22 protein-coding genes and 2 pseudogenes are annotated in these 22,566 nt (G+C 66.9%); 9 read left to right on the top strand and 15 right to left on the bottom strand.

Annotation, left to right across the window (positions count from 1 at the left end; translation table 11 throughout):
• Positions 1–475 (bottom strand): IS110 family transposase (locus tag IB242_RS14185; RefSeq protein WP_192280517.1); only part of this gene is annotated, 475 nt, incomplete at its 3' end.
• A gap of 167 nt (positions 476–642) precedes the next feature.
• Here IB242_RS14185 and IB242_RS14180 point away from each other — a divergent pair.
• Entirely contained in the window at positions 643–1,509 is an 867-nt protein-coding gene (locus tag IB242_RS14180) for a toll/interleukin-1 receptor domain-containing protein (RefSeq protein ID WP_192280514.1), read from the top strand.
• A 1-nt stretch (position 1,510) separates the two neighbouring features.
• Here the strand turns inward: IB242_RS14180 and IB242_RS14175 are convergent, their stop codons facing one another.
• The 4 genes and pseudogenes from IB242_RS14175 to IB242_RS14160 form a co-directional block, all read right to left on the bottom strand.
• Complete coding sequence (locus IB242_RS14175) at positions 1,511–2,257, bottom strand: IS30 family transposase (RefSeq protein ID WP_343237149.1); 747 nt, start codon at positions 2,255–2,257, stop codon at positions 1,511–1,513.
• Between the two features lie 3 nt (positions 2,258–2,260).
• On the bottom strand, positions 2,261–3,079 hold the full coding sequence (locus IB242_RS14170; RefSeq protein ID WP_225540581.1) for an IS3 family transposase: 819 nt from the start codon (positions 3,077–3,079) through the stop codon (positions 2,261–2,263).
• The gene (locus IB242_RS14165) at positions 3,079–3,393 is read right to left on the bottom strand and encodes a DUF1153 domain-containing protein (protein ID WP_192280508.1); all 315 of its coding nucleotides are present in this window, start codon (positions 3,391–3,393) and stop codon (positions 3,079–3,081) included. Before IB242_RS14165 ends, IB242_RS14170 begins: the two co-directional genes overlap by 1 nt.
• Before the next feature lie 65 nt (positions 3,394–3,458).
• Positions 3,459–3,749, bottom strand: a pseudogene (locus IB242_RS14160) (transposase); the annotation flags it as partial.
• 237 nt (positions 3,750–3,986) lie between these two features.
• Between IB242_RS14160 and IB242_RS14155 the strand changes: the two are divergent.
• Positions 3,987–4,259 (top strand): hypothetical protein, encoded by a 273-nt coding sequence (locus tag IB242_RS14155; RefSeq protein ID WP_192280502.1) that lies wholly within the window; start codon positions 3,987–3,989, stop codon positions 4,257–4,259.
• A 269-nt stretch (positions 4,260–4,528) separates the two neighbouring features.
• On the opposite strand, the pseudogene IB242_RS14150 reads toward IB242_RS14155, so the two are convergent.
• Positions 4,529–4,850, bottom strand: a pseudogene (locus IB242_RS14150) (transposase); the annotation flags it as partial.
• Positions 4,834–5,274 carry a transposase gene (locus tag IB242_RS14145; RefSeq protein ID WP_192280496.1) on the bottom strand — a complete coding sequence of 147 codons (441 nt, stop codon included), beginning with the start codon at positions 5,272–5,274 and terminating at the stop codon, positions 4,834–4,836. The pseudogene IB242_RS14150 and the gene IB242_RS14145, both read right to left, overlap by 17 nt.
• Before the next feature lie 395 nt (positions 5,275–5,669).
• Here IB242_RS14145 and IB242_RS14140 point away from each other — a divergent pair, with 395 nt between their 5' ends.
• The gene (locus tag IB242_RS14140) at positions 5,670–7,400 is read left to right on the top strand and encodes an AAA family ATPase (RefSeq protein ID WP_192280493.1); all 1,731 of its coding nucleotides are present in this window, start codon (positions 5,670–5,672) and stop codon (positions 7,398–7,400) included.
• 73 nt (positions 7,401–7,473) lie between these two features.
• Complete coding sequence (locus IB242_RS14135; RefSeq protein ID WP_192280490.1) at positions 7,474–7,737, top strand: transposase; 264 nt, start codon at positions 7,474–7,476, stop codon at positions 7,735–7,737.
• Here IB242_RS14135 and IB242_RS14130 read toward each other — a convergent pair.
• From IB242_RS14130 to IB242_RS14105, 6 genes are all read right to left on the bottom strand, one after another.
• Positions 7,704–8,873 carry an alpha/beta hydrolase gene (locus tag IB242_RS14130; RefSeq protein WP_192280487.1) on the bottom strand — a complete coding sequence of 390 codons (1,170 nt, stop codon included), beginning with the start codon at positions 8,871–8,873 and terminating at the stop codon, positions 7,704–7,706. The genes IB242_RS14135 and IB242_RS14130 overlap by 34 nt on opposite strands.
• A 291-nt stretch (positions 8,874–9,164) precedes the next feature.
• Positions 9,165–10,475, bottom strand: coding sequence for an ABC transporter permease (locus IB242_RS14125; RefSeq protein WP_192280484.1), 1,311 nt, complete (start codon positions 10,473–10,475; stop codon positions 9,165–9,167).
• Between the two features lie 12 nt (positions 10,476–10,487).
• A complete protein-coding gene (locus IB242_RS14120; protein WP_192280482.1) occupies positions 10,488–11,645 on the bottom strand; it encodes an ABC transporter permease in 1,158 nt (385 codons plus the stop codon).
• Positions 11,646–11,656: 11 nt separating this feature from the next.
• Positions 11,657–12,346 carry an ABC transporter ATP-binding protein gene (locus IB242_RS14115; protein WP_192280479.1) on the bottom strand — a complete coding sequence of 230 codons (690 nt, stop codon included), beginning with the start codon at positions 12,344–12,346 and terminating at the stop codon, positions 11,657–11,659.
• A gap of 688 nt (positions 12,347–13,034) precedes the next feature.
• On the bottom strand, positions 13,035–13,331 hold the full coding sequence (locus IB242_RS14110) for a hypothetical protein (protein WP_192280477.1): 297 nt from the start codon (positions 13,329–13,331) through the stop codon (positions 13,035–13,037).
• Between the two features lie 25 nt (positions 13,332–13,356).
• On the bottom strand, positions 13,357–14,595 hold the full coding sequence (locus IB242_RS14105) for an efflux RND transporter periplasmic adaptor subunit (RefSeq protein ID WP_192280474.1): 1,239 nt from the start codon (positions 14,593–14,595) through the stop codon (positions 13,357–13,359).
• A 320-nt stretch (positions 14,596–14,915) separates the two neighbouring features.
• Here IB242_RS14105 and IB242_RS14100 point away from each other — a divergent pair, with 320 nt between their 5' ends.
• From IB242_RS14100 to IB242_RS14080, 5 genes are all read left to right on the top strand, one after another.
• Positions 14,916–15,827 (top strand): ABC transporter ATP-binding protein, encoded by a 912-nt coding sequence (locus tag IB242_RS14100; RefSeq protein WP_192280471.1) that lies wholly within the window; start codon positions 14,916–14,918, stop codon positions 15,825–15,827.
• Positions 15,824–16,606, top strand: a complete 783-nt coding sequence (locus IB242_RS14095; protein ID WP_192280468.1) for an ABC transporter permease — start codon at positions 15,824–15,826, stop codon at positions 16,604–16,606. The genes IB242_RS14100 and IB242_RS14095 overlap by 4 nt, the downstream gene beginning before the upstream one ends.
• A gap of 28 nt (positions 16,607–16,634) precedes the next feature.
• Complete coding sequence (locus IB242_RS14090) at positions 16,635–17,816, top strand: sensor histidine kinase (protein WP_225540579.1); 1,182 nt, start codon at positions 16,635–16,637, stop codon at positions 17,814–17,816.
• Between the two features lie 87 nt (positions 17,817–17,903).
• Complete coding sequence (locus tag IB242_RS14085; protein WP_192280465.1) at positions 17,904–18,506, top strand: response regulator transcription factor; 603 nt, start codon at positions 17,904–17,906, stop codon at positions 18,504–18,506.
• Positions 18,507–18,582: 76 nt separating this feature from the next.
• Complete coding sequence (locus IB242_RS14080; RefSeq protein WP_192280462.1) at positions 18,583–20,271, top strand: diguanylate cyclase; 1,689 nt, start codon at positions 18,583–18,585, stop codon at positions 20,269–20,271.
• Between the two features lie 202 nt (positions 20,272–20,473).
• Here IB242_RS14080 and IB242_RS14075 read toward each other — a convergent pair whose 3' ends face one another.
• A complete protein-coding gene (locus tag IB242_RS14075) occupies positions 20,474–21,844 on the bottom strand; it encodes a leucyl aminopeptidase family protein (protein ID WP_192280459.1) in 1,371 nt (456 codons plus the stop codon).
• Positions 21,841–22,563, bottom strand: a complete 723-nt coding sequence (locus IB242_RS14070) for an HAD-IA family hydrolase (protein WP_192280456.1) — start codon at positions 22,561–22,563, stop codon at positions 21,841–21,843. The genes IB242_RS14075 and IB242_RS14070 overlap by 4 nt, the downstream gene beginning before the upstream one ends.
• Positions 22,564–22,566 lie beyond the last annotated feature (3 nt).

Genomic DNA, 22,566 nt, shown 5'->3' with positions numbered 1-22,566 from the left:
GCGCCACCCGCGCAATACCAGCGGGGATGACGATTCCGTACTCGCGCAGCAGGCCGCGCACGAGGTTGATCGTGGCCGTGCGCTGCGCCTTGAGTTGCTCACGCACGCGATGCAGCGCCTGCAGCCCCTGTTGGCGCGGCGTCTTGACCGGCACCTCGCTGATCTGCGGACAGCGGGCAGCCTCCACCAGCCCGGCGGCATCGGCACGGTCGGTTTTGTTCCCGCGGACATAAGGCCGCACGTCGCGCGGCGGCAGCAGCCGGACCGCATGTCCGCAGGCCTGGAAGCGACGCCCCCAGTAGTGCGCGCTGCCGCAGGCCTCCATCACCACCTCCATCGGTGACCGGCTCTCCAGCACACGGGAAAATGCCCTGCGAGACAATCGCTTCCGCTCGAGAATCCGCCCCGCCGGATCGGCAAAGGCCAGCTCGAACACGTCTTTTGCCAGATCGATCGCAACGGTCGTAGCATGCATGGCGTGGACTCCTCTCGTGATCCCGTGACTGAAACCCGCAAGCTTCAGTGTGGCCCGCGAGGCCGTGTGGCGACGCGGGAGGAGTCCATCTCATCATTCAAGCCGACGCCGCTCCGCGGCGCGGCTTAACTCAGGTGTTAGGTGCCTGCTGAAACTACTGGAGAGTCATGGCAACAATTCGCGAGTACTTCGATAGAGATGCGCGCGCCTTAACCGTGCACGCTGACTGGCCTTTCCAGATGCGGGACGGCCAACTCCTCGCCACGGTCATAGCAAAAATAGCGTTGGACTTTGAGGCAAATGCTAAGTATTGGTATTTCTACGTCCCGGCAGTGGATGACTTGTCGGGCTGCCTATCCACACTTTTTTCAACGCCTGAGTTCGCGTCCTGCCAGCTCGATCCGGAAGGCGATGGCGTACTGGTCCAAGTTGGCCATTCCGATTATTCGGAACGGCAAAGCAGTGAAACACTTCAGTTCACGCGGCGGGTTCATCTCTACTTGGACGCAGACCTCACAATTGGCGACCGGCAGCACCTAGTCGAGCAAGCACAAGAGAGGGGATACTTTTTGTCGATCCGAGATCGCGAATATGCACAAAAGCGCTCAGAGACGGAGAAGCCACTCGCGTTCATTTCGCACGATTCCCGCGACAAGGACGCCTTTGTGCGGGAGCTAGTGAGCGAGCTGACCAAGAACCACTGCATCGTGTGGTACGACGAGTACTCTCTCAAGGTTGGTGACAGTCTGCGCGAAAACATCGAGCGCGGCCTGAGAGAGTCCCGAAAATGCATCATTGTTCTTTCCCCGAATTTCCTCTCGAACGCTGGCTGGGGCCGCGCTGAATTCGACTCGGTGTTTACGAGGGAGATACTGGAGCAAGAGAACGTCATCCTGCCAATTTGGCTGAATGTTGGTGTTCACGAAGTTTTTGAATACAGCCCTCGGCTGGCTGACAAGGTGGGATTGCCTGCCCGCCTTGGGGCCGCGGAGATCGCGCGCAAGCTGGCCGGCGTCATTAGAGCAGGCAGGTGAATTAACACTCGAAGTGCAACGCTCCACATAGCTCTTCGATTCTTTCGAGCGGCGTCTTGTAGCCATAGCGTTTCCTCGGCCGGGAATTGAGCTTGTGCGCGATGAGGTCGCAGTGATGTTGCCGTAGTCGAGCGAGGCTGTGTCGCTTCGGGAAGTACTGCCGGAGCAGGCCATTGAAGTTTTCGTTGCTGCCGCGCTGCCATGGGCGGTGCGGATAGGCGAAGTAGCAGCGTACTCCGGTGGCGTGTTCCAGTGCCTTGTAGCCGTGGAACTCGGTGCCGTTGTCCCAGGTAATGGTCTTGAAGGGCAAGCCGCTGTTGCGGATGAGCTTCAGTGCGGCGCTGTTTACAGCGATCACCGTGCGATGGGGCAGCTTGGCGACCAAGGCAATTCCGGAACTTCGCTCCACTAGCGTGAGCAGGCAGTCGCGTTCGTCGGCGCTGCCGATGACAGTGTCGCCCTCCCAGTGGCCTGGCTCGCGCCTGGCCTCGACCGCTTCGGGTCGGGTGTCGATCATCGGCTTGCCCTGTAGTCGCCCACGTTTCTCAGGCCCAAAGGTGCGTTTGCGCCGGCGTTTCCCCCCTTGGCGCAGGTGCCGGTACAAGTACCCGCCGGCGCGCTGATCCTGCCGGACGAACCGGTAGATGGTCATGTGGCTGTGACCTGCCCCCACTGAGCCGCACCTGATCCTGGACGTGCAACTGGTGGGCAATCTGCTCCGGGTGTAATGACCCAGCGGTTCCTGCACAGGTCAGGCCGCTGACGCATATGCCTCGGCGGGTGTCTTCATGCCCAGCGCTTGATGCGGCCGCCGGTGGTTGTAGAACTGGATCCAGTCACCGATCACTCGCATTGCATGCTGCTGGCTCTCGAAGCGGTGCCGATGTGCGCACTGCTCTTTCAGCGTGCGGATGAAACGCTCAACCATGCCATTCTGTTGTGGGCAGTGTGGCGTGATGAACTCCTGCTGCAGGCCGTAGCTGCGTACCGGCCGGGTGTAGTGACGGCTCGTGAAGACCAGACCATTGTCCGAGCGCAGCAGGAATGGCTCGGGAACGCGACCGAGCGTACCGAAGCGGGTGATCAACGCCTGCTCCAGAGCCGCTGCGGCCGTCGTTGCACGGCCGGTTTGCGACAGGTGCCAGCCCAGGAGTTGCCTAGTGTGGCAATCGATCACCAGCGCCAGTGTGAGCCAGCCGTCGCGACCGGCCCAGATCCTGCACAGATCGGTGGCCCAACGCTGATCTGGTGCCGCTGCCACCGATGGCAGGCCCTGGATGCGAGGCCGCATGCCTACAGCCCGCTTGCGCACCTGCCAGCGCATCAGCTGAAAAATCCGCTGCACCGTGGTCTTGTTCATGCCCAGCAAACCGGCGACCGTGCGATAGCCAAATGAGGGCTCGGCCTCGATCAACTGCTTGATCGGATCGGCCAGCTCAGGGCGTATCACCGGTGGCGATTTCACGGGCCGGTAGTAGACCGTGCGACGCGGCACCTCGAACCAGCGACACAGCTGCGCCATCGAGACCGCCACGCCATCATCCCGCAGTCCCTGCTGGAGCGTGACCATCAGGTCTCATCCTTGCCCAACAGGGACTGCAATTTTTTTCGCGCGCGCAGCTCCAGCATGGCCTCGCCGTAGGCCTCCTGCAGGTCTTTCAGCTGCCGCTCGTACTGCTCACGCACATCCTCAGGCTTGGCGCGCAATGCGTTCTCCATGCCCCGCTTCGCGTCGTCGACCCAACTCTCGATCTCCGAAGGCGTCAGATCGAACTGCCGGCTGGCCTCCGACACTGTCTTCTTGCCTTGGATGATCTCCAGCACCAGCGCCGACTTCCTGCGCGCCGTCCGGCGTTTGATTTCCTCTTCCATCACGATGCTCATGGTGTCTCCCTCTCAACGTAACACCTGGGCAGGAAATCACTGGGTCATTACAGGCACAGCAGGCGCGCGTCGATGGTGTCCGTCTTCGCCAGCTCGCCGGTTGCGCGTGCGAAGTCACGCGCCTGCCGCGGGTTGATGCGGGAAACCCAAAGCCCGGCATCGCAGCATGCTTCGAGCAATGCGTCCTCATACCCGCCTGTTGCCTCGACCATGATATGGACGTCGGGCACGCTCTCAAGCCGCCGCACAAGCTTGCTGACTCCCTGGGCGGTGTTCGCGAATCGGACTACCCCCGGGATGCCGTCGATGGCCAGGTCCAGCGCCGCCTTGCCCACATCGATACCTGCTGCCGTCATCGCGATTCTCCGATAGAGTTGGTCAGTCGAGAGCATCGCGTCCGGGCCCACGCTTATCGGTACGAGGTTCACCTCGTGCAACTGTTCGGGCGCAGGGCGCGAGATCCGGCGTGCGGCCCCTGCTGAATTCCGGTGGTGCTACACCGAGGCGTTATCGGGCGCGCACGCCGGGCTCTCGGCGCCTATAGTAGGAAAACTGGAAGACATAAGGCGTTGGCGCTCAAATGGAGGGGTTCTATGTTCAACTCAAAAAATAAGATCGAAGATCGGATTAAAAAAGCGCTTGATCTGGAGGCAAAGGGTCTTGCTGACCTCCTTAGCAATGACAAGATCGACGCGGATCTAGCAAGAAGGCTCTTTGATGAGTATTGGGACGGCGTTGCTGCTGGCGTAGAGGCAGCACACGGCCCCGCACCCAATAGACCAGAACTCGAGCCACATGGTGAGTTCTACTCAACGATTGGCATCCTTATCAATGATTTTGGCGATGTTGAGCGGGTTGAGCGCTAGCAATTCATATATGAAATCACTGATCAAGTAGGAAGCGTAATCTTTTGTTCTGATGAAGCGATGCGGTGGCAGTCGTATATACGCTCGTGTTGAGCGCTTGACGTGACCCCACTGAGCCGTATCAGGCTACGCTGTAAAGTCCGTAAACTAAGAGGGCGGGCATGAAAACGAGTTGCTTCACGACCGAGCAGATCATCGGGTTCATCAAGCAGGCCGACGCCGCTTCGCGGCGCGGCTTAATTCAGCAACTATCTTGATCAGAGTCGCTTTCAGAGGCTGATCGCAGCACCTCCATTGGCCTGCAGTTCGTAACGCCGCCGTGCGTTGATGATCGTCAGCAGCTTGCGCATGCAGGCCACCAGCGCGACCTTGCCGACCTTCCCGCGCGCTCTCAGCTGCTGGTAATGCGCGCGCATCGTCGGATCCCATCGCGCCGCCGAGAGCGTTGCTATGTAAAGCGCGACGCGCACCGGTGCACGGCCGCGACGCTTGCCCTGCATCTGCCCGCTATCGCGGTTCATCGGTGCGACACCGACAGAGCTTGGCGATCTGCTGGCGGGTCAGTGTGCCGAGCTCAGGAAGCAGCGCAAGACTCGTGGCCTGGAAGATCGGGTCCAAGCCTTTTCGATGAGCGTAGCGCTGGTGTGGTGTGCCTGTTGAGCAGCACTTGCATTTCGCGATCGATCGCTGCCAGCTCGCGCGTGAGTGCGCCGATCGTGCGCATGATCAGCTTGCGTACGGCCGGCGAGGTCAGTGCGGTCTGCTGCTTCTGCGCCTGCATCGTGACGACGACATGGCCGCGACGCCGCAGCCAATCGCGCAGTTCCCGCTGCCAAAGCGCCGGTGCCTCGTAGCGACGCAGCCGATGGACGAACAGCCGCGACAGCAGGCAGCGCAGGCGCGCGTCGATAGCATCCGTCTTTGCCAGCTCGCCGGTTGCGCGTGCAAAGTCACGTGCCTGCCGCGGGTTGATGCGGGAAACCCAAAGCCCGGCATCGCAGCATGCCTCGAGCAATACGTCCTCATCCCGCCCGTTGCCTCGACCACGATGTGGACGTCGGGCACGCTCTCGAGTCGTCGCACAAGCTTGCGGATTCCCAGGTCGGTGTTCGCGAATCGGACTACACCCGGGATGCCGTCGATGGCCAGGTCCAGCGCCGCCTTGCCCACATCGATACCTGCTGCCGTCATCGCGATTCTCCGATAGAGTTGGCCAGTCAAGAGCATCGCGCCCGGGCCCACGCTTATCGGTACGAGGTTCGCCTCGTGCAACTGTTCGGGCGCAGGGCGCGAGATCCGGCGTGCGGCCCCTGCTGAATTCCGGTGGTGCTACACCGAGGCGTTATCGGGTGCGCACGCCGGGCTCTCGGCGCCTACAGTAGGGAAACTGGAAGAAATAAGGCGTTAGCCTTGGGAGACATTGTGTCGCAACCAATTAATGACAATGCCGCTCGTGTATGGATCTCGTCCGTCACCTTTAGCGACGGAACGCAAGTTGATTTCGATCCTGATGATATCACCGTTATTGTCGGTCCAAATAATTCCGGCAAGAGTGCGACTCTTCGAGGGATTAAAACTAAGTTTGAAAATAAAACAAATAAGAGTCCCGTAATTGCTGAGCTGACTTACAAATCAAAGGGGAGCCCAGAAGAATTTGAAGCATGGATTACGAGCTGGGCCGTACAGCAAATTGACAAAAATCAGGGTAACCCCATCTATCAGGCCATGGGGCACGGGCTACACCGAAGCGATGCAATTAACAGCTGGACCAATCTGTCTAACAGCGTTCATAACAACCTATCAAGATGGTTCCTCCTTCATTTGGGGGGCGAACAAAGACTGACTACATCAAATCCTGCTCCGGCTATCCAGCTCACTTCGGAGAACCCTAGCCATCCCATTCACTACCTGGCGCGAGACGACGCTCGCGAAATGCAGCTCAGCGATGCGTTCAAGAGAGCGTTCGGAATGGATTTGGTCGTACATAGGAACGCAGGCGGAAAGTACCCTCTATACGTTGGAGAGAGGCCGATTCCCGCAGCGGGAGAAGATCGGGTGAGTTTAACGTTTTTGAAAAGGCTGGAGATGCTCCCGAAGCTGCACGAGCAGGGAGATGGAATGAGGAGCTTTGCAAGCGTTTTGCTTGCGGCATCGGTCGGAAAAGAAACCATATTGCTGATAGATGAACCAGAAGCATTTCTCCATCCGCCTCAGGCGAGATTACTTGGTCACTTAATAACAACAGCTACGAACAGTAATCGTCAAACATTTATTGCGACGCACAGTAGCGACGCACTGAAGGGCATACTTTCCTCAAATAATGAGCGTGTTCGTGTTATCAGGATTGAGCGTAACGGGGGCGTAAATCACGTCAAAGTACTCAGCAATCCGGATATTCAAGAATTGTGGAGCGACTCGCTCCTGAAGCACAGCAACATCTTAGATGGGCTATTTCACGAATGCGTGATTGTCTGTGAGTCAGATTCAGATTGCAGCTTCTACTCAGCCATTGCTGATGCCGTAACAGATCAGAGCGAGAAAAAGATAGATCTGCATTTCGTACATTGTGGAGGCAAGGCGAGAATGCCTGTAGTTCTCAGGGCTTTGGTCAAGGTTGGAGTTCCAGTCAAGGCGATCTGCGACTTTGACATTCTTTCTGAAGAGTATCCATTACGGACCATTTGTGAGTCGCTGAATTGCCCATGGGAAGAGGTTGAGCGAGATTGGAGAATAGTAAAATATGCAATTGACAGCAAGCGACCCGATCGGACGACAGCGGAGGTAAAGGCGGAAATAGACGCAGTTCTTGATGCGGAGTCCGCTACGATATTTCCGAAGGCCGCAAAGGCAAGAATCACAAGCATTCTTAAACTTACGACAGCTTGGGCTAATGCCAAGACAGCGGGAATCTCGTACGTACCGCCCGGTGATGCATCACAAGCAATTAGACGTCTTCTGTCTCGTCTCAAAAACAGCCACATTCACGTTGTAGAGGTTGGTGAGCTTGAGGGCTTTGATAGGACCGTGCCTGATCATGGTCCGTCCTGGGTTGCCGAGGTCATCCAGAAGGACCTTGCCCGTGATCCAGAGCTCGCCGACGCGCGTAACTTTGTATGTGACGTCGTCAAGACCCAAGGCTAAAAATTCATTTAAACCGGGGCGGTAGTTCCTTCGCTTTTGTGGATACCCTGACCTGACGATCAGGAGTGTCACCATGCCAGCACCGGGTCCACATACGACCTATCGCTACAGCGATCATTTCAAGGCCACCGCCGTGCGCCTGAGCCAGCTTCCAGGCGCCCCTGTGCCCGATGTCGCGGCGTCGCTTTACATCCATCCCTTCATGTTGTCTCGTTGGCGCAGGCTGGTGCGCGAGGGTGAGATTATGAGCAAGGCCGCCGAGGTCAACGAGGCCGTTGCAGCCAAGATCAGGTGCAAGCCCTGTCAGCCTGCGCTTGCAGCCGCAGACTGCAGCTGACCGGAGTCCGCGGTTCCACTGTCGCGCACTGCTATGGGCTGCGGGCAGGCCTCGCCATCGGTGACGGCGGTGCGTGCGAACCAGTCGCCGACGGTAGGGCCGAGCCGGTCCAGGCGCATCGGCAGGCTCAGGTGGTCTTCGCCGGCCAGTTCCAGGTAGCGCGCGCGCGGCGCGGCGGCGGCCAGGGCGCGGCCATGTGCGACCGGCACATGCGCGTCGTCGCGGCCGTGCACCAGCAGCACACAGGCCGGTGCGTGGGCGAGTGCGGCGCCGACGTCGACGCGGTCCAGGTCGATGCCCAGCCGGCGGTCGGCTTCGGCGATGGCGGTGTCCAGCGAGCCTGCGTCGAAGCGCCAGCGCAGCCACTGCACGGACAGCCAGCCGGCCAGATCGTGCGGTTGCCGGCTCAGCATGTGCGGGACCATGTCGCGGATCGCGCCGCCGGCGTTGTCGAAGGATTCCATCGCCACCACGCCACCCAGCTCCATGCCCAGGTCGCGGGCGGCGAAGATCGCGGTGGCCGCGCCATAGGACACGCCGAGCACATGCAGCGGCCCGGTCACTTCGCCGCGTTCGCGCAGTGCACGCAGCACCGCGACCACGTCGTCGGCCTCGCGCGTGCCGTAGCCGGACAGGCCTTTGCCCGAGCGGCCATGGTTGCGCAGGTCCAGGCTGATCGTGCGGTAGCCCTGGCCGGCCAGTTCCACCGCCCACGGCAGCAGCGAGCCGCCATCCATCATCCAGCCGTGCAGCAGTACCACGGTGCCGCGCGGCGGCGCATCGCTGCGCGCCTGTGGTGCGTCCAGTGCCAGGCTGAAATCCATGCCGCTGTCTTCGTTGCCGCGCAGGCCGCGGTAGCTGTAGCGCATGCGGTAGTCGCCCGGATCGAGCGCACGCCAGAACACCGGCACGCCGTCGGGCGTGTCGATGCGGCCGCTGCGGGTGGGCAGGGTCGCGATGAGCGCGTCGATCCGCGCCTGCGGCAGCAGCGGGGACGCACCACCGGGCGCGACCAGACGCGCGCCGAGCGCGATGGCGGGATCGGGGAGGGCGAAGCCGGCGAGCAGCAGGCAGGCACAGGCGAACAGGGACAGCCGTGCCGCCAGCGATCGCGGCCGGAAGACGGCTGCGGACATGGCAATGGCGTGGGGAAGCGGATGCGCGCAGCCTAGGTTGTCGCCGGGGCGGCTTCTACCGCAGTTCGATGACGAAGCGATGACAGCGTGCGGAAAGCCGGTGGGCGGCATCGCCCGTGGCCCGGGACCGGCATGTCGGCCGGCGCCGGAATCCCGCGCCGCTTTTGGCTGCGTGGGCGTTCCGGCGCGACGCGCGCCGGTGCGCCAGGTAGCGACTGGCGCGTGCAGCGTCGGCGCCTCCGTTCATCGGCGGTTGCGACGAAGCCGATGGAGGGCTTCGCCGCCGGAGGATCAGACCTCGCGCAGCGCCACCGTGATCGGCAACCGCGCCGCCCGCAGCGCCGGGAACAACCCACCGACCAAGCCGATGCCCAGCGCCCACTTCAGGCCCATCCACAGCAGGTCGGGCGAGACCTTGAACTGGAACACCACGGCGCTGAAGTTGCTGCCGATCGTCGACACGCTGTAGCCGCTGAAGATCGCCCAGGCGAGCAGGCCGCCCAGCACGCCGCCGAGCAGGGCCAGCAGCATCGTCTCCAGCATCACCGCGGTCACCACCGGCAGGCTGCGGAAGCCGATCGCGCGCATCGTCGCGATTTCGCGGGCGCGGGTGGCCACCGCCGCGTACATGGTGTTGAGCGCGCCGAACACCGCACCGACGGCCATGATCCCGCCAATCACCGTGCCCAGGATCGACAGCAGCGTGTTCAGTCCGCCGCCCTGCTTGCGGTAGTAGTCGCGGGTGCTTTCCACATCCAGCTTCAGGCGCTGGTCGGCATCCATCGCCGCCTTCAGCTTCGCCATGCCATCCGTGCCCTCGGTGCGTACCAGCACCGACTGGTAGGCGCTGCGGTTGTAGGTGGACGACAGGGTCTGCACGTCGGTCCACAGCTCGGACTCGTTGGCGTCGCCGCTGGCGAAGATGCCGACCACGGTCCACTCCTGGTTGCCGATCCGCAGCGGCTTGCCCACCTCCAGGTCGCGGAACTGGCCCTGCGCGCCGCGGCCGGCGACGATCTCGCGCTTGCCGCTCTCGAAGCGGCGGCCTTCGATGATCTTCACCTTTTCGCGCACCGCCCAGCCCTGGTCGCCAAGACCGCGGAACTGCGCGTTGACGTCGGTGCCATCGGACTTGGACACCAGGTTGATCACCTGCGACAGCTCGGCCGACAGCAGCGGCTGGCCGGCCGCATCGCGGGCGACACCGGCCAGGGTGCCGATCAGCGGCACCTGGTCGCGCATGATCACCGAGTTGGTTTCGGCCTGCGAGCCGCCGCGCAGCACGATGGCGACGGTGTCGTCGCCAGTGCTTTCCAGCGTGGCCTGGAAGCCGCGGCCCATCGCCAGCATCGCCACCAGCACGCCGACCACGCCGGCGATGCCGACCACGATCACCGACGAGGCGCCCCAGCGCTGCGGCAGGCTGGCCACGCCGATCCGGGTGGCGGCCAGCGCGAGCCGGCCGTTACGGGTCAGCAGCAGCCACAGCACCAGCAGCACCGCGGCCGCGGCGACGCCGTACCAGGGCAGGGCGATCCACACGCCGAGGCCGACGGCCAGCAGCACGACCGACAGCAGCGTCCACATCCATTGCTTGTTCATGATGTCGTCCCCTTATCGGCCGGCCAGTGCATCGACGATCTTCAGCCGCTTGGCGCGCAGCGCCGGCAGCACGCCCACCACCAGGCCGATCAGCACGATCAGGCCCAGCCCGATCAGCCAGGTCTGCAGCGGGATGGTCGGCGGCAGCAGGCCCTGCGCCTTGCTCGCCAGCACCGGCAGCAGCACGCGTGCCAGGCCCAGGCCGATCAACCCGCCCAGCCCGACCAGCAGCACCGATTCCACCAGCACCAGGGTCAGCATCGTGCCGTCCTTGAAGCCCAGCGTCTTCAGCGTGGCCAGTTCCGGCACCCGCTCGCGGATGGCCTGCGCCATCGTGTTGCCGGTGAGCAGCAGCAGTGTGAAGAACACCGCGCCCATGATCGAGGTGACGATCATGCCGATGTCGGCGAACTGCTTGGCGAAGGCCTGCTGGAACGCGGATTCGGTCTGGGTCTTGGTCTCGCGGTCGGAGTTCAGCGACAGCGCGTCGATGGCCTGGGCCGCGCGCGAGGCGTTGGCGTTGGCATCCAGGGTCACGGTGAAGAAGCTGACCTGGTTCTTGATGTAGTCGTTGGCCTCGTCGAAGTAAGCCCAGTTCATCACCATGAACATCTCCTCGTTCGACGAGGCACCGCGGTCGCGCGAGCGGAAGGTGCCAACCAGCTTCAGCGGCCAGTCGTTGCTGCCGTTCTGCGGGAAGATCGTGGCCTGCATCGGGATCGTGTCGCCGACCTTCCAGCCGAACTTGTCGGCCAGCGCCTGCCCGACCAGCGCGCCGGTGCGGGTGTCCTGGAACGCACGCACCTGCTCGGGCGCGATCTCGAAGTTGGTGTAGACGTCGAAGTAGTTCGGCGCCACCGAGAAGCTGGGGAAGAAGTTGCGCTGGTCCTGGTAGATGCCGCCGAACCACATCGCGTAGGTGCTCTGCTTCACGCCGGGCACGGTGTCGATCTGGCGCTGCAGGGTGATCGGCAGGCTCTGCGTGATCGACAGCCGCGAGGCGACGATCAGGCGGTTGGCGCCATCGACGCTGCCGCCGGAGGTGAAGGCCACACGCACCGAATCGAGCATGCCGAACAGCAGGAACGCGGTGACCACCGACAGCAGGGTCAGCAGGGTCCGGGTCTTGCTGCGGAACAGCTGCGCCCAGATCAGGGAGAAATATTTCATGGCCGCGGCCCTCAGTGCGCGACCGGCGCGTCGGCCAGTTCGCCCTTGTCCAGATGCACGGTGTGGGTCGCGTACTCGGCGGCCTTCGGGTCGTGGGTGACCATGATGATGGTCTTGCCGTGTTCGCGGTTGAGCAGCTGCAGCAGCTGCAGGATCTCTTCGGCCGAATGCCGGTCGAGGTCGCCGGTGGGCTCGTCGCAGATCAGGAAGGTGGGATCGGAGACGATCGCGCGGGCGATCGCCACGCGCTGCTGCTGGCCGCCGGACAGTTCGTTCGGGCGGTGGTTGCGGCGATCGGCCAGGCCGACCAGGGTCAGCGCGATCTGCGCGCGGCGCTGGCGCTCGCGTGCGCCCAGGCTGGTCAGCAGCAACGGCAGCTCGACGTTCTTCTGCGCGGTCAGCATCGGCATCAGGTTGTAGAACTGGAACACGAAGCCGACGTGGTGGCTGCGCCAGGTCGAGAGCTGGCCGGCGCTGAGCCGGTCGATGCGCTCGCCTTCGATCTCGATCTCGCCGCCGCTGGGGGTGTCCAGGCCGCCGATCAGGTTGAGCAGGGTGGTCTTGCCGGAGCCGGACGGGCCCATCAGGGCGACGAAGTCGCCGGCCGGGATCTCGAGGTCGATGCCGTGCAGGACCTGGACCTTCTCCGGGCCGCGCTGGTAAGTCTTGGTGACGTTGCGGAGGGTGACGAGGGTGGGCATGGAGGTGGTCCTTGGGTGGCGGGGACTGGCGGCTGCAGGGTGGCTGGTTGCTGTGGGTGTTGTTTTGGCGGTTCCGTGAGCAGGGTCGACGACGGTTTCAACGGCATGAGCAACGGCAACGGCAACGGCAACGGCAACCGCGGAAGCGGGAGCTTCGGAGCAACGGCTTCCGCGCTGTCGCGCGGCTTACTTTTGTCTTGGCAAAAGTAAGCAAAACCGTCAGCGCCGCCCCTAAAAAGGGGTCCATGGAACGCATGCCGGTGACGCACCGGTGCCCTGCGCTTCTCGGCCGGCGGGGCACGCTGCCCAAACTCGCTTCGCTCAGACAAGGGCAGCTCTTCGGCCCCGTCGTCCTGCGATGCTCGGCATGCTTTAAGGCGCAGACCGTCAACATCAAGATCAGAATCACGGCAACAGCAACAGCAACAGCAACAGCAACAGCAACAGCAACAGCGGAGATGTGCGCTTCGGTCAGGTGGGCTCGTATATGCCCAGCGGGGTTGAACGTGATCAAGGGAATGGGGCTTGCTTGATCTGTTTCCTTTTTCCGTTTGCGAGGTGGGGCGCCTTTGCGACAGAAGGTGCCCGAAGGACGGATGGGGCCAGTGACACTGCGCGGATGTTGCGGTACGTGTGACAGGAAGCAGCTGCCGCGAACCGGGTGATGTTTCCTGCGGGAAAGCGGTCGTCAGACAGCGCCGGTGCCGCCGATCCACCACAGCATCGACAGCAGCATCAGTACGAGGACCCCGGTGCCGACCATCAGGCGGACGCCGAGGGCGATGCCGGTGCGGGCATGCGCAGCCGCTCCATGGCCTTCATTCGCCGACACCTTGCCTGCGCTGTGCATGAAGCCGCTGGCGAGGATGCCGGCGGCGACCAGGGTCAGGCTCAGCGGAAACGACAGGGCGGTGGACCAGGTGGCGACGCCTGCCAGGGCCAGGGTGACGGCGGCCAGGGCGAGCAGCTGGAACGGGCGGTTCATGCGCGTACTCCTCTGCTGTCGGGAATCAGTTGGCGTCGTCCGCGATGCGGACCTTGTCGCCGTCGTTGAGGGTGTCGGGCGGATCGAGCACGACGGTCTCGCCGCCGGACAGGCCGTCGCTGACCTGGCGGTCGCTGCCCATCGCGATGCCGGTCTTCAGCGTGCGCAGGGCGACGGTGTCGTCGCTGCTGACGACGAAGGCGATCTCGTTTCCGTCGCGCTGGACGATGGCGGCGGCAGGCACGCGCACGCCGGTGGGCTGGTCGCTGCCTGCCGGCTTCGCCGCTTCCAGGAAGCTGACCCGCACACCCATGTCCGGCACGATACGCGCGTCCTTCTCCTTCAGCGCGATGCGGACCTTGACCGTGGCCTTGCCGCGGTCGGCGGCGGGGATGATCGCGATCACCTCGGCCGGGATCTTCCAGTCCTGGTAGGCGTTGAGCACCACCTCGACCGGCATCTTCGGCTGCACGCGGCCGATGAAGGCCTCGCCGACCTCGACCTCGACTTCCAGCGAGTCCATGTCGACGATGGTGCCGATGCCGGTGCGGGTGAAGCCGCCGGTGGCCATCGGCGAGACGATCTCGCCCGGCTGCGCGGCCTTGGCGGTGATGATGCCGGCGAAGGGCGCGCGCACGATGGTGTTGTCCACGCCCTGCTCGGCGATCCGCAGCTGGTCGCCGGCGACCTGGGCGTTGCGCTGCGCGGCCGAGACCTGCGCGCGCAGCGCATCGCGCTGCGACACGGCCTGCTCGTACTGGGCGCGCGAGACCAGCTGCTGGTCGACCAGCGAGCCCATGCGGCGGGCATTGGCCTCGGCCTCGACCAGCTGGGCGCGCACGCTGTCGGCCTGGCTGCGCGCGGCGGCGACCTGCGAGGTCGCCAACGTCCGCTGCGCGTCGGCATCGATCGGGTCCAGCCGCGCCAGCACCTGGCCTTCCTCGACCCGCATGCCTTCCTCGATCAGCACTTCCTGCACGCGGCCGGTGATCTTGGACGAGACCGTCGCGATGCGGCGCGCGACCACGTAGCCGCTGGCGTCGAGCACCGAGGCGCTGGCGCTGCCGCCGGCGATGGCCACCGTCGGCGCGGTCCGCACCTCGACCGCGCCATCGCGTCCCAGCAGCGCCCAGCCGACGACGGCCAGCACCAGCAGCGCGGCGACCACGCCCAGCACGATCCACAGGCCGCGGCGCGACGGCGGCTCGGGCGCCTTGTTGCGCTCCAGGCGCAGTTCCTTCAGCAGTTCGGCGGAAGCGTTCATTGCAGTCTCGTTGGAACCCGGAGTGGCAGTGTCGTCGTGCAGCCTACACGTCCGCCAGTTGCCGGAAGTCACTTCGTGGCGGACGGCGGCGACGGCAGGACGAGTGGCGGATGGTGCGGACGGAGGCGTCGGCCGGCCACCGGGAGGGCGACGTTCCGGCAGGGCCGTGTTCGACATGGTTTTGCGGCGACGGGACGCATCCTAGGACGGCGACCGGCGCGGCCGTAGTGACAGCTGTCACCCGCTTTGCATGAGCCCGGTGACTGCCGTGCGCGGCGTGGCGTGGCCAGACTGGCTGCATCCCGCTACGGAGCACGCCCATGCCGTCCACATCCGCAGTCCCCGCCTGCCTGCGCGCCGCCGGCAAGCGCTACGGCGAGGTCCTCGCCCTCGATGGCGTCGACCTGCGGGTCGATGCCGGGCAGGTGCTGGCCCTGCTCGGCCCCAACGGCGCCGGCAAGAGCACGGCGATCGGCCTGCTGCTCGGCCTGCATCGCCCCGACCACGGTCAGGCCAGCCTGTTCGGGCAGCCGCCGCAGGCGCTGGCCGCGCGGCGCCGGATCGGCGTGATGCTGCAGACGGCCGCGCTGCCGGACGAACTGCGCGTCGGCGAACTGCTGTCGCTGACCCGCAGCTACTACGCCGACCCGCGCAGCGTGGCCGACTGCGTCGCGCTGGCCGGCCTCGACGGGCTGCTCGACCGCCGCTACCGGCAGCTGTCCGGCGGCCAGCAGCGCCGCGTGCAGTTCGCGCTGGCGATCTGCGGACGGCCGCAGCTGCTGTTCCTGGACGAGCCCACCACCGGCCTGGACATCGAGGCCCGCCAGACCCTGTGGAAGGCGATCGCCGAACTGGCCGGGCAGGGCTGCGGCGTGCTGCTGACCACGCACTACCTGGAAGAGGCCGAGGCGCTCGCCGGCCGGGTGGTGGTGATCGACCGCGGGCGCGTGCTGGCCGAAGGCAGCGTCGAGCAGATCCGCGCGCGGGTCAGCCAGACCCGGCTGCGCTGCCGCACGCGGCTGCAGGCCGCCGAACTCCGGCACTGGCCGCAGGTGCGCGAGGCGAGCAGCCAGGACGGCTGGCTGGAGCTGACCGTGGACGCCCCCAACGGCGTGCTGGCCCGGCTGCTGGCGGCCGATCCCGACCTCGACGGCCTGGAGGTGCGTCGCGCCGGCCTGGCCGACGCCTTCCTCGCCCTGACACGCGCCGATCCCATGGAGGCCGCCGCATGAACACGCTACATACCGACACGCTGCCCCGCGCCGGCTACCGCCCCTGGAAGGCCTACGCGCTGGAGGCGGGCTACGAAGGCCTGCGGCTGCTGCGCACGCCGTCGTTCGCGCTGCCGGCGCTGGGCTTCCCGGTGCTGTTCTACCTGCTGTTCGGGGTGCTGCTGGCCGGTGGCCGCGGCGGCGCCGATGCGGCGCGCTACATGATGGTCGGCTACGGCGTGTTCGGTGCGATCGGGCCGGCGCTGTTCGGCTTCGGTGCCGGCCTGGCGATCGACCGCGAGCGTGGCCTGCTGACCCTCAAGCGCGCGTTGCCGCTGCCGCCGGGTGCGCTGCTCGGCGCACGCACCGCCAGCGCGCTGGCCTTCGCGCTGGTGATCGCGCTGATGCTGCTGGCCGCCGGCACGCTGCTCGGCGGCGTGCGCCTGTCGGCGGCCGAAGCCGCGCTGCTGGTGGCGGTGCAGGTGCTGGGCACGCTGCCGTTCTGCGCTCTGGGGCTGCTGATCGGCAGCCTGGTCCGCGGCCAGGGCGCGCCGGGCGTGGTCAATCTGGTCTACCTGCCGATGTCGCTGCTGTCGGGCCTGTGGATGCCGCTGGCGATGCTGCCGGAGGTGGTCCAGCAGCTGGCGGTGGTGTGGCCTGCGTATCATCTGGGCCAGCTGGCGCTGCACGTGGTCGGCATGGATGCCGGCGGCAGCGTGGCCCTGCACCTGGCCGTGCTGGCCGGCACCACCGCCCTGTGCTTCGGCCTGGCCGCCCGCCGCCTGCGCGACCGCGGCTGAGCCCGCACCGGCCCCGAGGAGAGAGTCGATGATGCGCGTCCTGTACGACCGGCTGCTGGCGCTGCGCCGGCGCGTGTTTCCCGAACGGCACGGGCTGGGCTGGTGGCCGGTGGCCAACCTGGCGTATCTGGGCTTCCTGTTCATGCCGTTCGTGTTCGGCATGCACACCGGTTTCGGCCGCGACGCGCGCGCGGCCTGGGGCAGCACCTTCGTCAGCATCGCGCTGTTCCTGCCGCTGTACCTGCTCGGCTACCGGCGGCTGAGCGAGCATCCGGTGGTGCTGCGCGCGGCCATCGGCATCGCCCTGCTGTCCTACGCGGTGATGCCGTTCAACAGCTTCGCCAACACCTACCTGATCTACGCGGTGGCGCTGATGGCCTTCGTCGACCGGCCGCTGTGGTGGAAGCTGCTGGCGGTGGTGGCGATGCAGGGGCTCTTCCTGGCCGAGATCCTGTGGCTGGGCTACCCGCCGTTCGTGTTCGGCGTGACCCTGGTGGTCGGCGCTTCGGCCTTCTTCGGCACCCATTTCTACCAGCAGAGCCGGGCGCGCCAGGTCGCGCTGCAGCTCAGCCATGCCGAGGTGCGGCGCCTGGCCGCCACCGCCGAGCGCGAGCGCATCGGCCGCGACCTGCACGACCTGCTCGGCCACACCCTGTCGCTGGTCGCCCTGAAATCCGACCTGGCGGCGCGCTGGCTGGACCGCGGCGAGACCGCGGCGGCGCGGCGCGAACTGGACGAACTCGGCCGCGTCGCGCGCGATTCGCTGGCCCAGGTGCGGCGTGCGGTCACCGGCATCCGTGCCGCCGACCTGGTGGCCGAGCTGACCGCCGCACGGGTCCTGCTGGAGGCCGAGGGGATCCTGGTGCGCCACGCGATGGAGGAGGCGACGCTGTCGCCCGAGCAGGAGACGGCGCTGGCGCTGTGCCTGCGCGAGGCGGCCACCAACATCCATCGGCATGCGCGCGCGCAGCACGTGCGGATCGCGCTGGCCGCGGCGCGTGGGCGCTGGCAGCTGCGGATCGAGGACGACGGCCGCGGGGGCGCGATCCGGCCGGGCAACGGCCTGGATGGCATGCGCGAACGCCTGCAGGCGCTGGGCGGCAGCCTGCGGATCGAATCGGCACCGCGCCGCGGCACCGTGCTGCTGGCCGAGCTGCCGCAGTGGCAGCCGGTGGCGGAGGCGGCCGCCGACCTGCATGCGCCGGCCTGAGGCCGTGGCCGCTGCGATGGCGGCGATCGCGTCGCCCGCGGCCGCTCTGCTACCGTCGCTGCCGATGACGCTCCCGCACCGCCGCCGATGATCCGGGTCCTGCTGGCCGAAGACCAGGCGATGGTGCGCGGCGCGCTGGTCGCGCTGCTGTCGATGGAGCCTGACATCGAGGTGGTCGGTGCGGCTGCCGACGGCGAGGGCGCTTGGCGCGAACTGCAGCGGCTGCAGCCGGACCTGCTGGTCACCGACATCGAGATGCCCGGCCTCAGCGGCCTGGAGCTGGCGCAGCGGATCCAGCGCCAGCAGCTGCCGGTGCGGGTGGTGATCGTCACCACCTTCGCCCGCGCCGGCTTCCTGCGGCGCGCGCTGGAGGCCGGCGTGGCCGGCTACCTGCTCAAGGACGCGCCGGCCGAGCGCCTGGCCGAGGCGCTGCGCAACGTCGCCCGCGGTGGTCGCGCGATCGACCCGGACCTGGCGGTCGAGGCCTGGGCCGGCGACGACCCGCTCAGCGACCGCGAGCGCCAGGTGCTGCGCCTGGCCGGCGAAGGGCGCTCCTCGGCCGAGATCGCCACCCAGCTGGGCCTGTCGCAGGGCACGGTGCGCAACTACCTGTCCGAGGCCATCGGCAAGCTCGGCGTCGGCAACCGGATCGAGGCCTACCGCCTGGCCCGCCAGCGCGGCCTGCTGTAGCGCCGGCACATACCTTCACGTATCCGCGCGCGCGCGGGCACAATGTGCGCTGGTTTCCTGTCCAGTTCAGCCTGCCGTGCCGATCCGAGGTCGCTCCCGCTTCGCCAACCAGGCCGGTCTGCTGGTCGCCGCGCTGATCTTCATCGCGATCGGGGTCGGGGTGCTGGTCGGTGCCCAGCGGTTCATCGCCGACGCCAAGTGGGTCGCGCACACCAACGAGGTGATCGCCAGCGTCGATGCGGTCGAGGCGCGCCTGCGCGATGCCGAGTCGGCCCAGCGCGGCCACCTGCTGACCGGACGGATCGACTACCTGGCCGAGTACCAGAACAACCGCGAGCAGCTGCAGCCGCTGCTGGACGGGCTGGCGCTGCTGGTCCGCGACAATCCGCAGCAGGCCGCGCGGGTGCGCACGCTGGACGACCTGCGCGAGCAGCGCATCGCCCAGATCGAAGCCAACCTGCAGCGCTACCGCACCGGTGGCCTGGCCGCCGCGCAGCACGGGATCGACGACAAGGCGCTGCAGGTGTCCACCCGGATCCGCGTGGTCGCCCGGCGCCTGCTGGACGAAGAACGTCGCCTGCTCGCGGAGCGCGACCTCACCAGCCGGCGCAGCGCCGACATCCTGCGCGCGCTGGCGGTGCTCGGCATTCCGATCGGCATCGTCGTGGTGGCGATGGTCTACTGGCTGCTGCTGCGCGAGATCCGCAATCGCGCGCGGGCCGAACGCGCCGGCGCCGATGCCAACGTGCGCCTGGTCGACACGGTGCAGAAGCTGGAGCGGCACAGCGCCGACCTGGCCGAGCTCAACCGCTACGGCGGCCTGCTGCAGAGCTGCATCAGCGTCGACGAAGCGGTGGCGCTGACCACCCAGCTGCTGGGCCGCCTGATGCCGGACACCGGCGGCACGCTGTACCGCATCCGCGCCTCGCAGGACTACGCCGAGGAACTGGTGCACTGGGGCGAGCACGCGGCCGGCAGCGCGGCGATGCTGCCGCCGGACCAGTGCTGGGGGCTGCGTCGCGGCCAGCCGCACGTGATCCGCGCCAGCGAGGAGACGCTGCGCTGCGCGCACATCGACCCGCCGTCGATCGCCGCCACCCTCAACGCCGCCTGCATCCCGCTGTCGGCGCAGGGCGTGCAGCTCGGCTTCGTCTACCTGTCCTCGTCCAGTGCCGCGTTCCTGGATCGCCTCGACCTGGTGCAGGCAGCGGCCGAGCAGCTGTCGATGGCGCTGCACAACCTGCACCTGCAGGAACGGCTGCGCATCCAGTCGATCCGCGAACCGCTGACCGGCCTGTTCAACCGGCGCTACCTGGAAGAATCGCTGGCGCGCGAGCTGGCCCGCTGCGAGCGCCGCAGCCTGCCGCTGAGCCTGATGATGTTCGACCTGGACCACTTCAAGGCCTTCAACGACCTGCATGGCCACCCCGGCGGCGATGCGCTGCTGGCGGCGTTCGGCCAGCTGCTGCAGGCGCATGCGCGGGTCGAGGACATCGCCTGCCGTTACGGCGGCGAGGAGTTCACCCTGATCCTGCCGGAAGCTTCGCTGGAGGTCGCGCGCGCGCGCGCCGAACAGATCCGCCAGGCGGTGCAGGCCATGCGCGTGGTCCATCTGGGGCGCGAGCTGCCGCCGGTCACGGTGTCGATCGGCGTCGCCGCCCACGCCGGCCATGGCGACAGCGGCGAGCAGCTGCTGCGCCGCGCCGACGAAGCGCTCTACCGCGCCAAGCGCAGCGGTCGCGACCGGGTCGAAGTGGCCGGCTGAGCCGTCCGCGGAGTGCCGCGAACGGGATTCTGCGGCGCAGTCGGTCGTACGTGGCGGTCCGTGGCGGGAGGTCGCGCCGCGCAGGGCCCATCGCCGCACGCTGCACGACGCCCATGCCGCTGCGACCCGATCCACGACGAAAAGGGCCGCATGCGGCGGCCCTGGTCGTGTCCGTCGCCGTCCTCGACGGACGGCGTCGCCCTCACTGGCCGAAGCGCGTCTTCAGCAGGCTCCACGCCGCACGCAGGCCGAGCGCCTCGCCACCGGCGGGGCGGCCCGGGCGCGCGCTGTCGTTCCAGGCGTAGGTGTCCAGGTGCGCCCACGGCGTGCCCTCGGGCACGAAGCGCTCCAGGTACAGCGCGGCGGTGACCGCGCCGGCCATGCGCGAGCCGGCGTTGGCCAGGTCGGCGACGTTGCTGGTCAGGTAGCGCAGGTACGGGCGCCACAGCGGCATGCGCCAGACCGGGTCGCGCATGGTCTCGCCGCCGGCGATCCAGTCGGCGGCCAGCGCATCGTCGTTGGAGAACAGCGCCGGCAGGTCCGGGCCGAGCGCGATCCGCGCCGCGCCGGTCAGCGTGGCGAAGTCCAGGATCAGCGCCGGCTGCTGTTCGCCGGCGTAGGCCAGTGCGTCGCACAGGATCACCCGGCCTTCGGCGTCGGTGTTGTCGATCTCGACGCTGACGCCGGTGCGGGTGGCGATGACCTCACCGGGACGGAACGCGTCCGGGCCGACCGCGTTCTCCACCGCCGGCACCAGCAGGGTGATCCGCAGCGGCAGGCCGCGCGCCATCACCAGCCCGGCCAGGGCCAGCGCATGCGCGGCGCCGCCCATGTCCTTCTTCATGTTGCGCATGCCGTCGGCCGGCTTCATGTCCAGGCCGCCGGTGTCGAAGCACACGCCCTTGCCGACGATGGCCACGTGCGGATGGGCGGCGTCGCCCCAGCGCAGCGCGATCAGCCGCGGCGCGCGGTGCGAGGCGCGGCCGACAGCGTGGATCGCCGGGAAGTTCTGCGCCAGCAGCGCATCGCCGGCGATCACCTCGACCTGCGCGCCATGCGCCTGCGCCAGCTCGCGTGCGGCCGCCTCCAGTTCGTCCGGGCCCATGTCCTGGGTCGGCGTGTTGACCCAGTCGCGCACGCGGGTGCAGGCCAGCAGCACGTCCAGCGCCTCGGCGTCCAGGTCCGGCAGGCGCAGGCGCGCCGGTTCGCGCGGGGCGGTCTTGTAGCGGTCGAAGCGGTAGCCGCCCAGGCCCCAACCCAGCTGCAGCGCGGCCAGCGCCTCGCCCTGCGGCGGCGTGACCGGCTCCCAGGCGCCCTCGGGCAGCCCGGTCGCGGCATGCGCGTAGGAGTAGGGGTCGAGCGGATCGCCGATGCCGACCACCGCGCCGGCGATGCCGGATTCGCCCGGCAGCAGGGCGAGCGTGCCGGGCGCTGCCTTGAACGCCTGCGCGTCCAGCCAGGCGGCGACGGCGGCGGGCTGGGCGCCGCGCCAGGCGGCGTAGTCGCCGCGGGCGACCAGGTGCAACGGCAGGGCGGCGGCGCCGGTGTCGGCGTAGGCGGTGGTCTGGGTCATGCGCGTGGATCCGGAATGCGGTGGTCGGTGTGCGCGTCCAGCCAGTCGGCCAGCGCGGTCAGGGTGGTGAACTGCAGGTCGGGCACGATCTCCGGGTGCTCCCAGCGGCGGTCCTCGCGGTTGATCCAGCAACTGCGCAGGCCGGCGCGCGCGGCGCCGGCGACATCCATCTCGATGTGGTCGCCGACGTGCAGCACGTCGCCGTGGCTGCAGCCCAGGCGCTCGCAGGCGGCGTGGAAGATGCTGGCCGCGGGCTTGGCCGCGCCATGCTCGCGCGAGCCGAGCTGGAACACGAAGTGCGGCATCAGGCCGATCCGTTCCAGATCGGCGTTGCCGTTGCTGAGCGCGGCCACCGGCACCTTCGCCGCGATCCGCGCCAGCGCGTCGATCGCATCGGGATAGCACTCGACCTGGTTGCGCGCGGCATAGAAGGCCTCGTACGCCGGCTCCAGCAGATCCAGGTCGGCGCCGCTCTTTTCGAGCGCTTCGTGCAGGGTCAGCCGGCGCAACGCGCTCAGGTCGTGATGCAGCTGGGGGTTGTCGCGGAACGAACGCTCGCGCAGTTCGCGCATCGCCGCCACCGGGTACATCGCGGCGGTGGCGGGGCTGTGCTGCAGCATCCAGTCGTGCAGGACCTGGTCGATGCGGGCACCGATCGGTGCGAACGGCCAGAGCGTGTCGTCGAGGTCGAGGGTGATGGCGCGGACGGTGAAACTCATCGG

Source organism: Xanthomonas sp. XNM01 (assembly GCF_014851915.1).
In the GTDB taxonomy this organism is placed as follows: domain Bacteria; phylum Pseudomonadota; class Gammaproteobacteria; order Xanthomonadales; family Xanthomonadaceae; genus Pseudoxanthomonas.
The sequence above is the reverse complement of the archived record's forward strand: the minus strand, read 5'-3'. Positions and strand labels throughout refer to the sequence as shown.

Coding starts and splice junctions, on each gene's coding strand:
- IB242_RS14075 (WP_192280459.1), bottom strand. CDS start 21,844: ATGACCCAGACCACCGCCTACGCCGACACCGGCGCCGCCGCCCTGCCG.
- IB242_RS14170 (WP_225540581.1), bottom strand. CDS start 3,079: ATGGTCACGCTCCAGCAGGGACTGCGGGATGATGGCGTGGCGGTCTCG.
- IB242_RS14120 (WP_192280482.1), bottom strand. CDS start 11,645: ATGAAATATTTCTCCCTGATCTGGGCGCAGCTGTTCCGCAGCAAGACC.
- IB242_RS14110 (WP_192280477.1), bottom strand. CDS start 13,331: ATGAACCGCCCGTTCCAGCTGCTCGCCCTGGCCGCCGTCACCCTGGCC.
- IB242_RS14090 (WP_225540579.1), top strand. CDS start 16,635: ATGATGCGCGTCCTGTACGACCGGCTGCTGGCGCTGCGCCGGCGCGTG.
- IB242_RS14165 (WP_192280508.1), bottom strand. CDS start 3,393: ATGAGCATCGTGATGGAAGAGGAAATCAAACGCCGGACGGCGCGCAGG.
- IB242_RS14180 (WP_192280514.1), top strand. CDS start 643: ATGGCAACAATTCGCGAGTACTTCGATAGAGATGCGCGCGCCTTAACC.
- IB242_RS14100 (WP_192280471.1), top strand. CDS start 14,916: ATGCCGTCCACATCCGCAGTCCCCGCCTGCCTGCGCGCCGCCGGCAAG.
- IB242_RS14105 (WP_192280474.1), bottom strand. CDS start 14,595: ATGAACGCTTCCGCCGAACTGCTGAAGGAACTGCGCCTGGAGCGCAAC.
- IB242_RS14070 (WP_192280456.1), bottom strand. CDS start 22,563: ATGAGTTTCACCGTCCGCGCCATCACCCTCGACCTCGACGACACGCTC.
- IB242_RS14130 (WP_192280487.1), bottom strand. CDS start 8,873: ATGTCCGCAGCCGTCTTCCGGCCGCGATCGCTGGCGGCACGGCTGTCC.
- IB242_RS14135 (WP_192280490.1), top strand. CDS start 7,474: ATGCCAGCACCGGGTCCACATACGACCTATCGCTACAGCGATCATTTC.
- IB242_RS14095 (WP_192280468.1), top strand. CDS start 15,824: ATGAACACGCTACATACCGACACGCTGCCCCGCGCCGGCTACCGCCCC.
- IB242_RS14125 (WP_192280484.1), bottom strand. CDS start 10,475: ATGAACAAGCAATGGATGTGGACGCTGCTGTCGGTCGTGCTGCTGGCC.
- IB242_RS14115 (WP_192280479.1), bottom strand. CDS start 12,346: ATGCCCACCCTCGTCACCCTCCGCAACGTCACCAAGACTTACCAGCGC.
- IB242_RS14085 (WP_192280465.1), top strand. CDS start 17,904: ATGATCCGGGTCCTGCTGGCCGAAGACCAGGCGATGGTGCGCGGCGCG.
- IB242_RS14155 (WP_192280502.1), top strand. CDS start 3,987: ATGTTCAACTCAAAAAATAAGATCGAAGATCGGATTAAAAAAGCGCTT.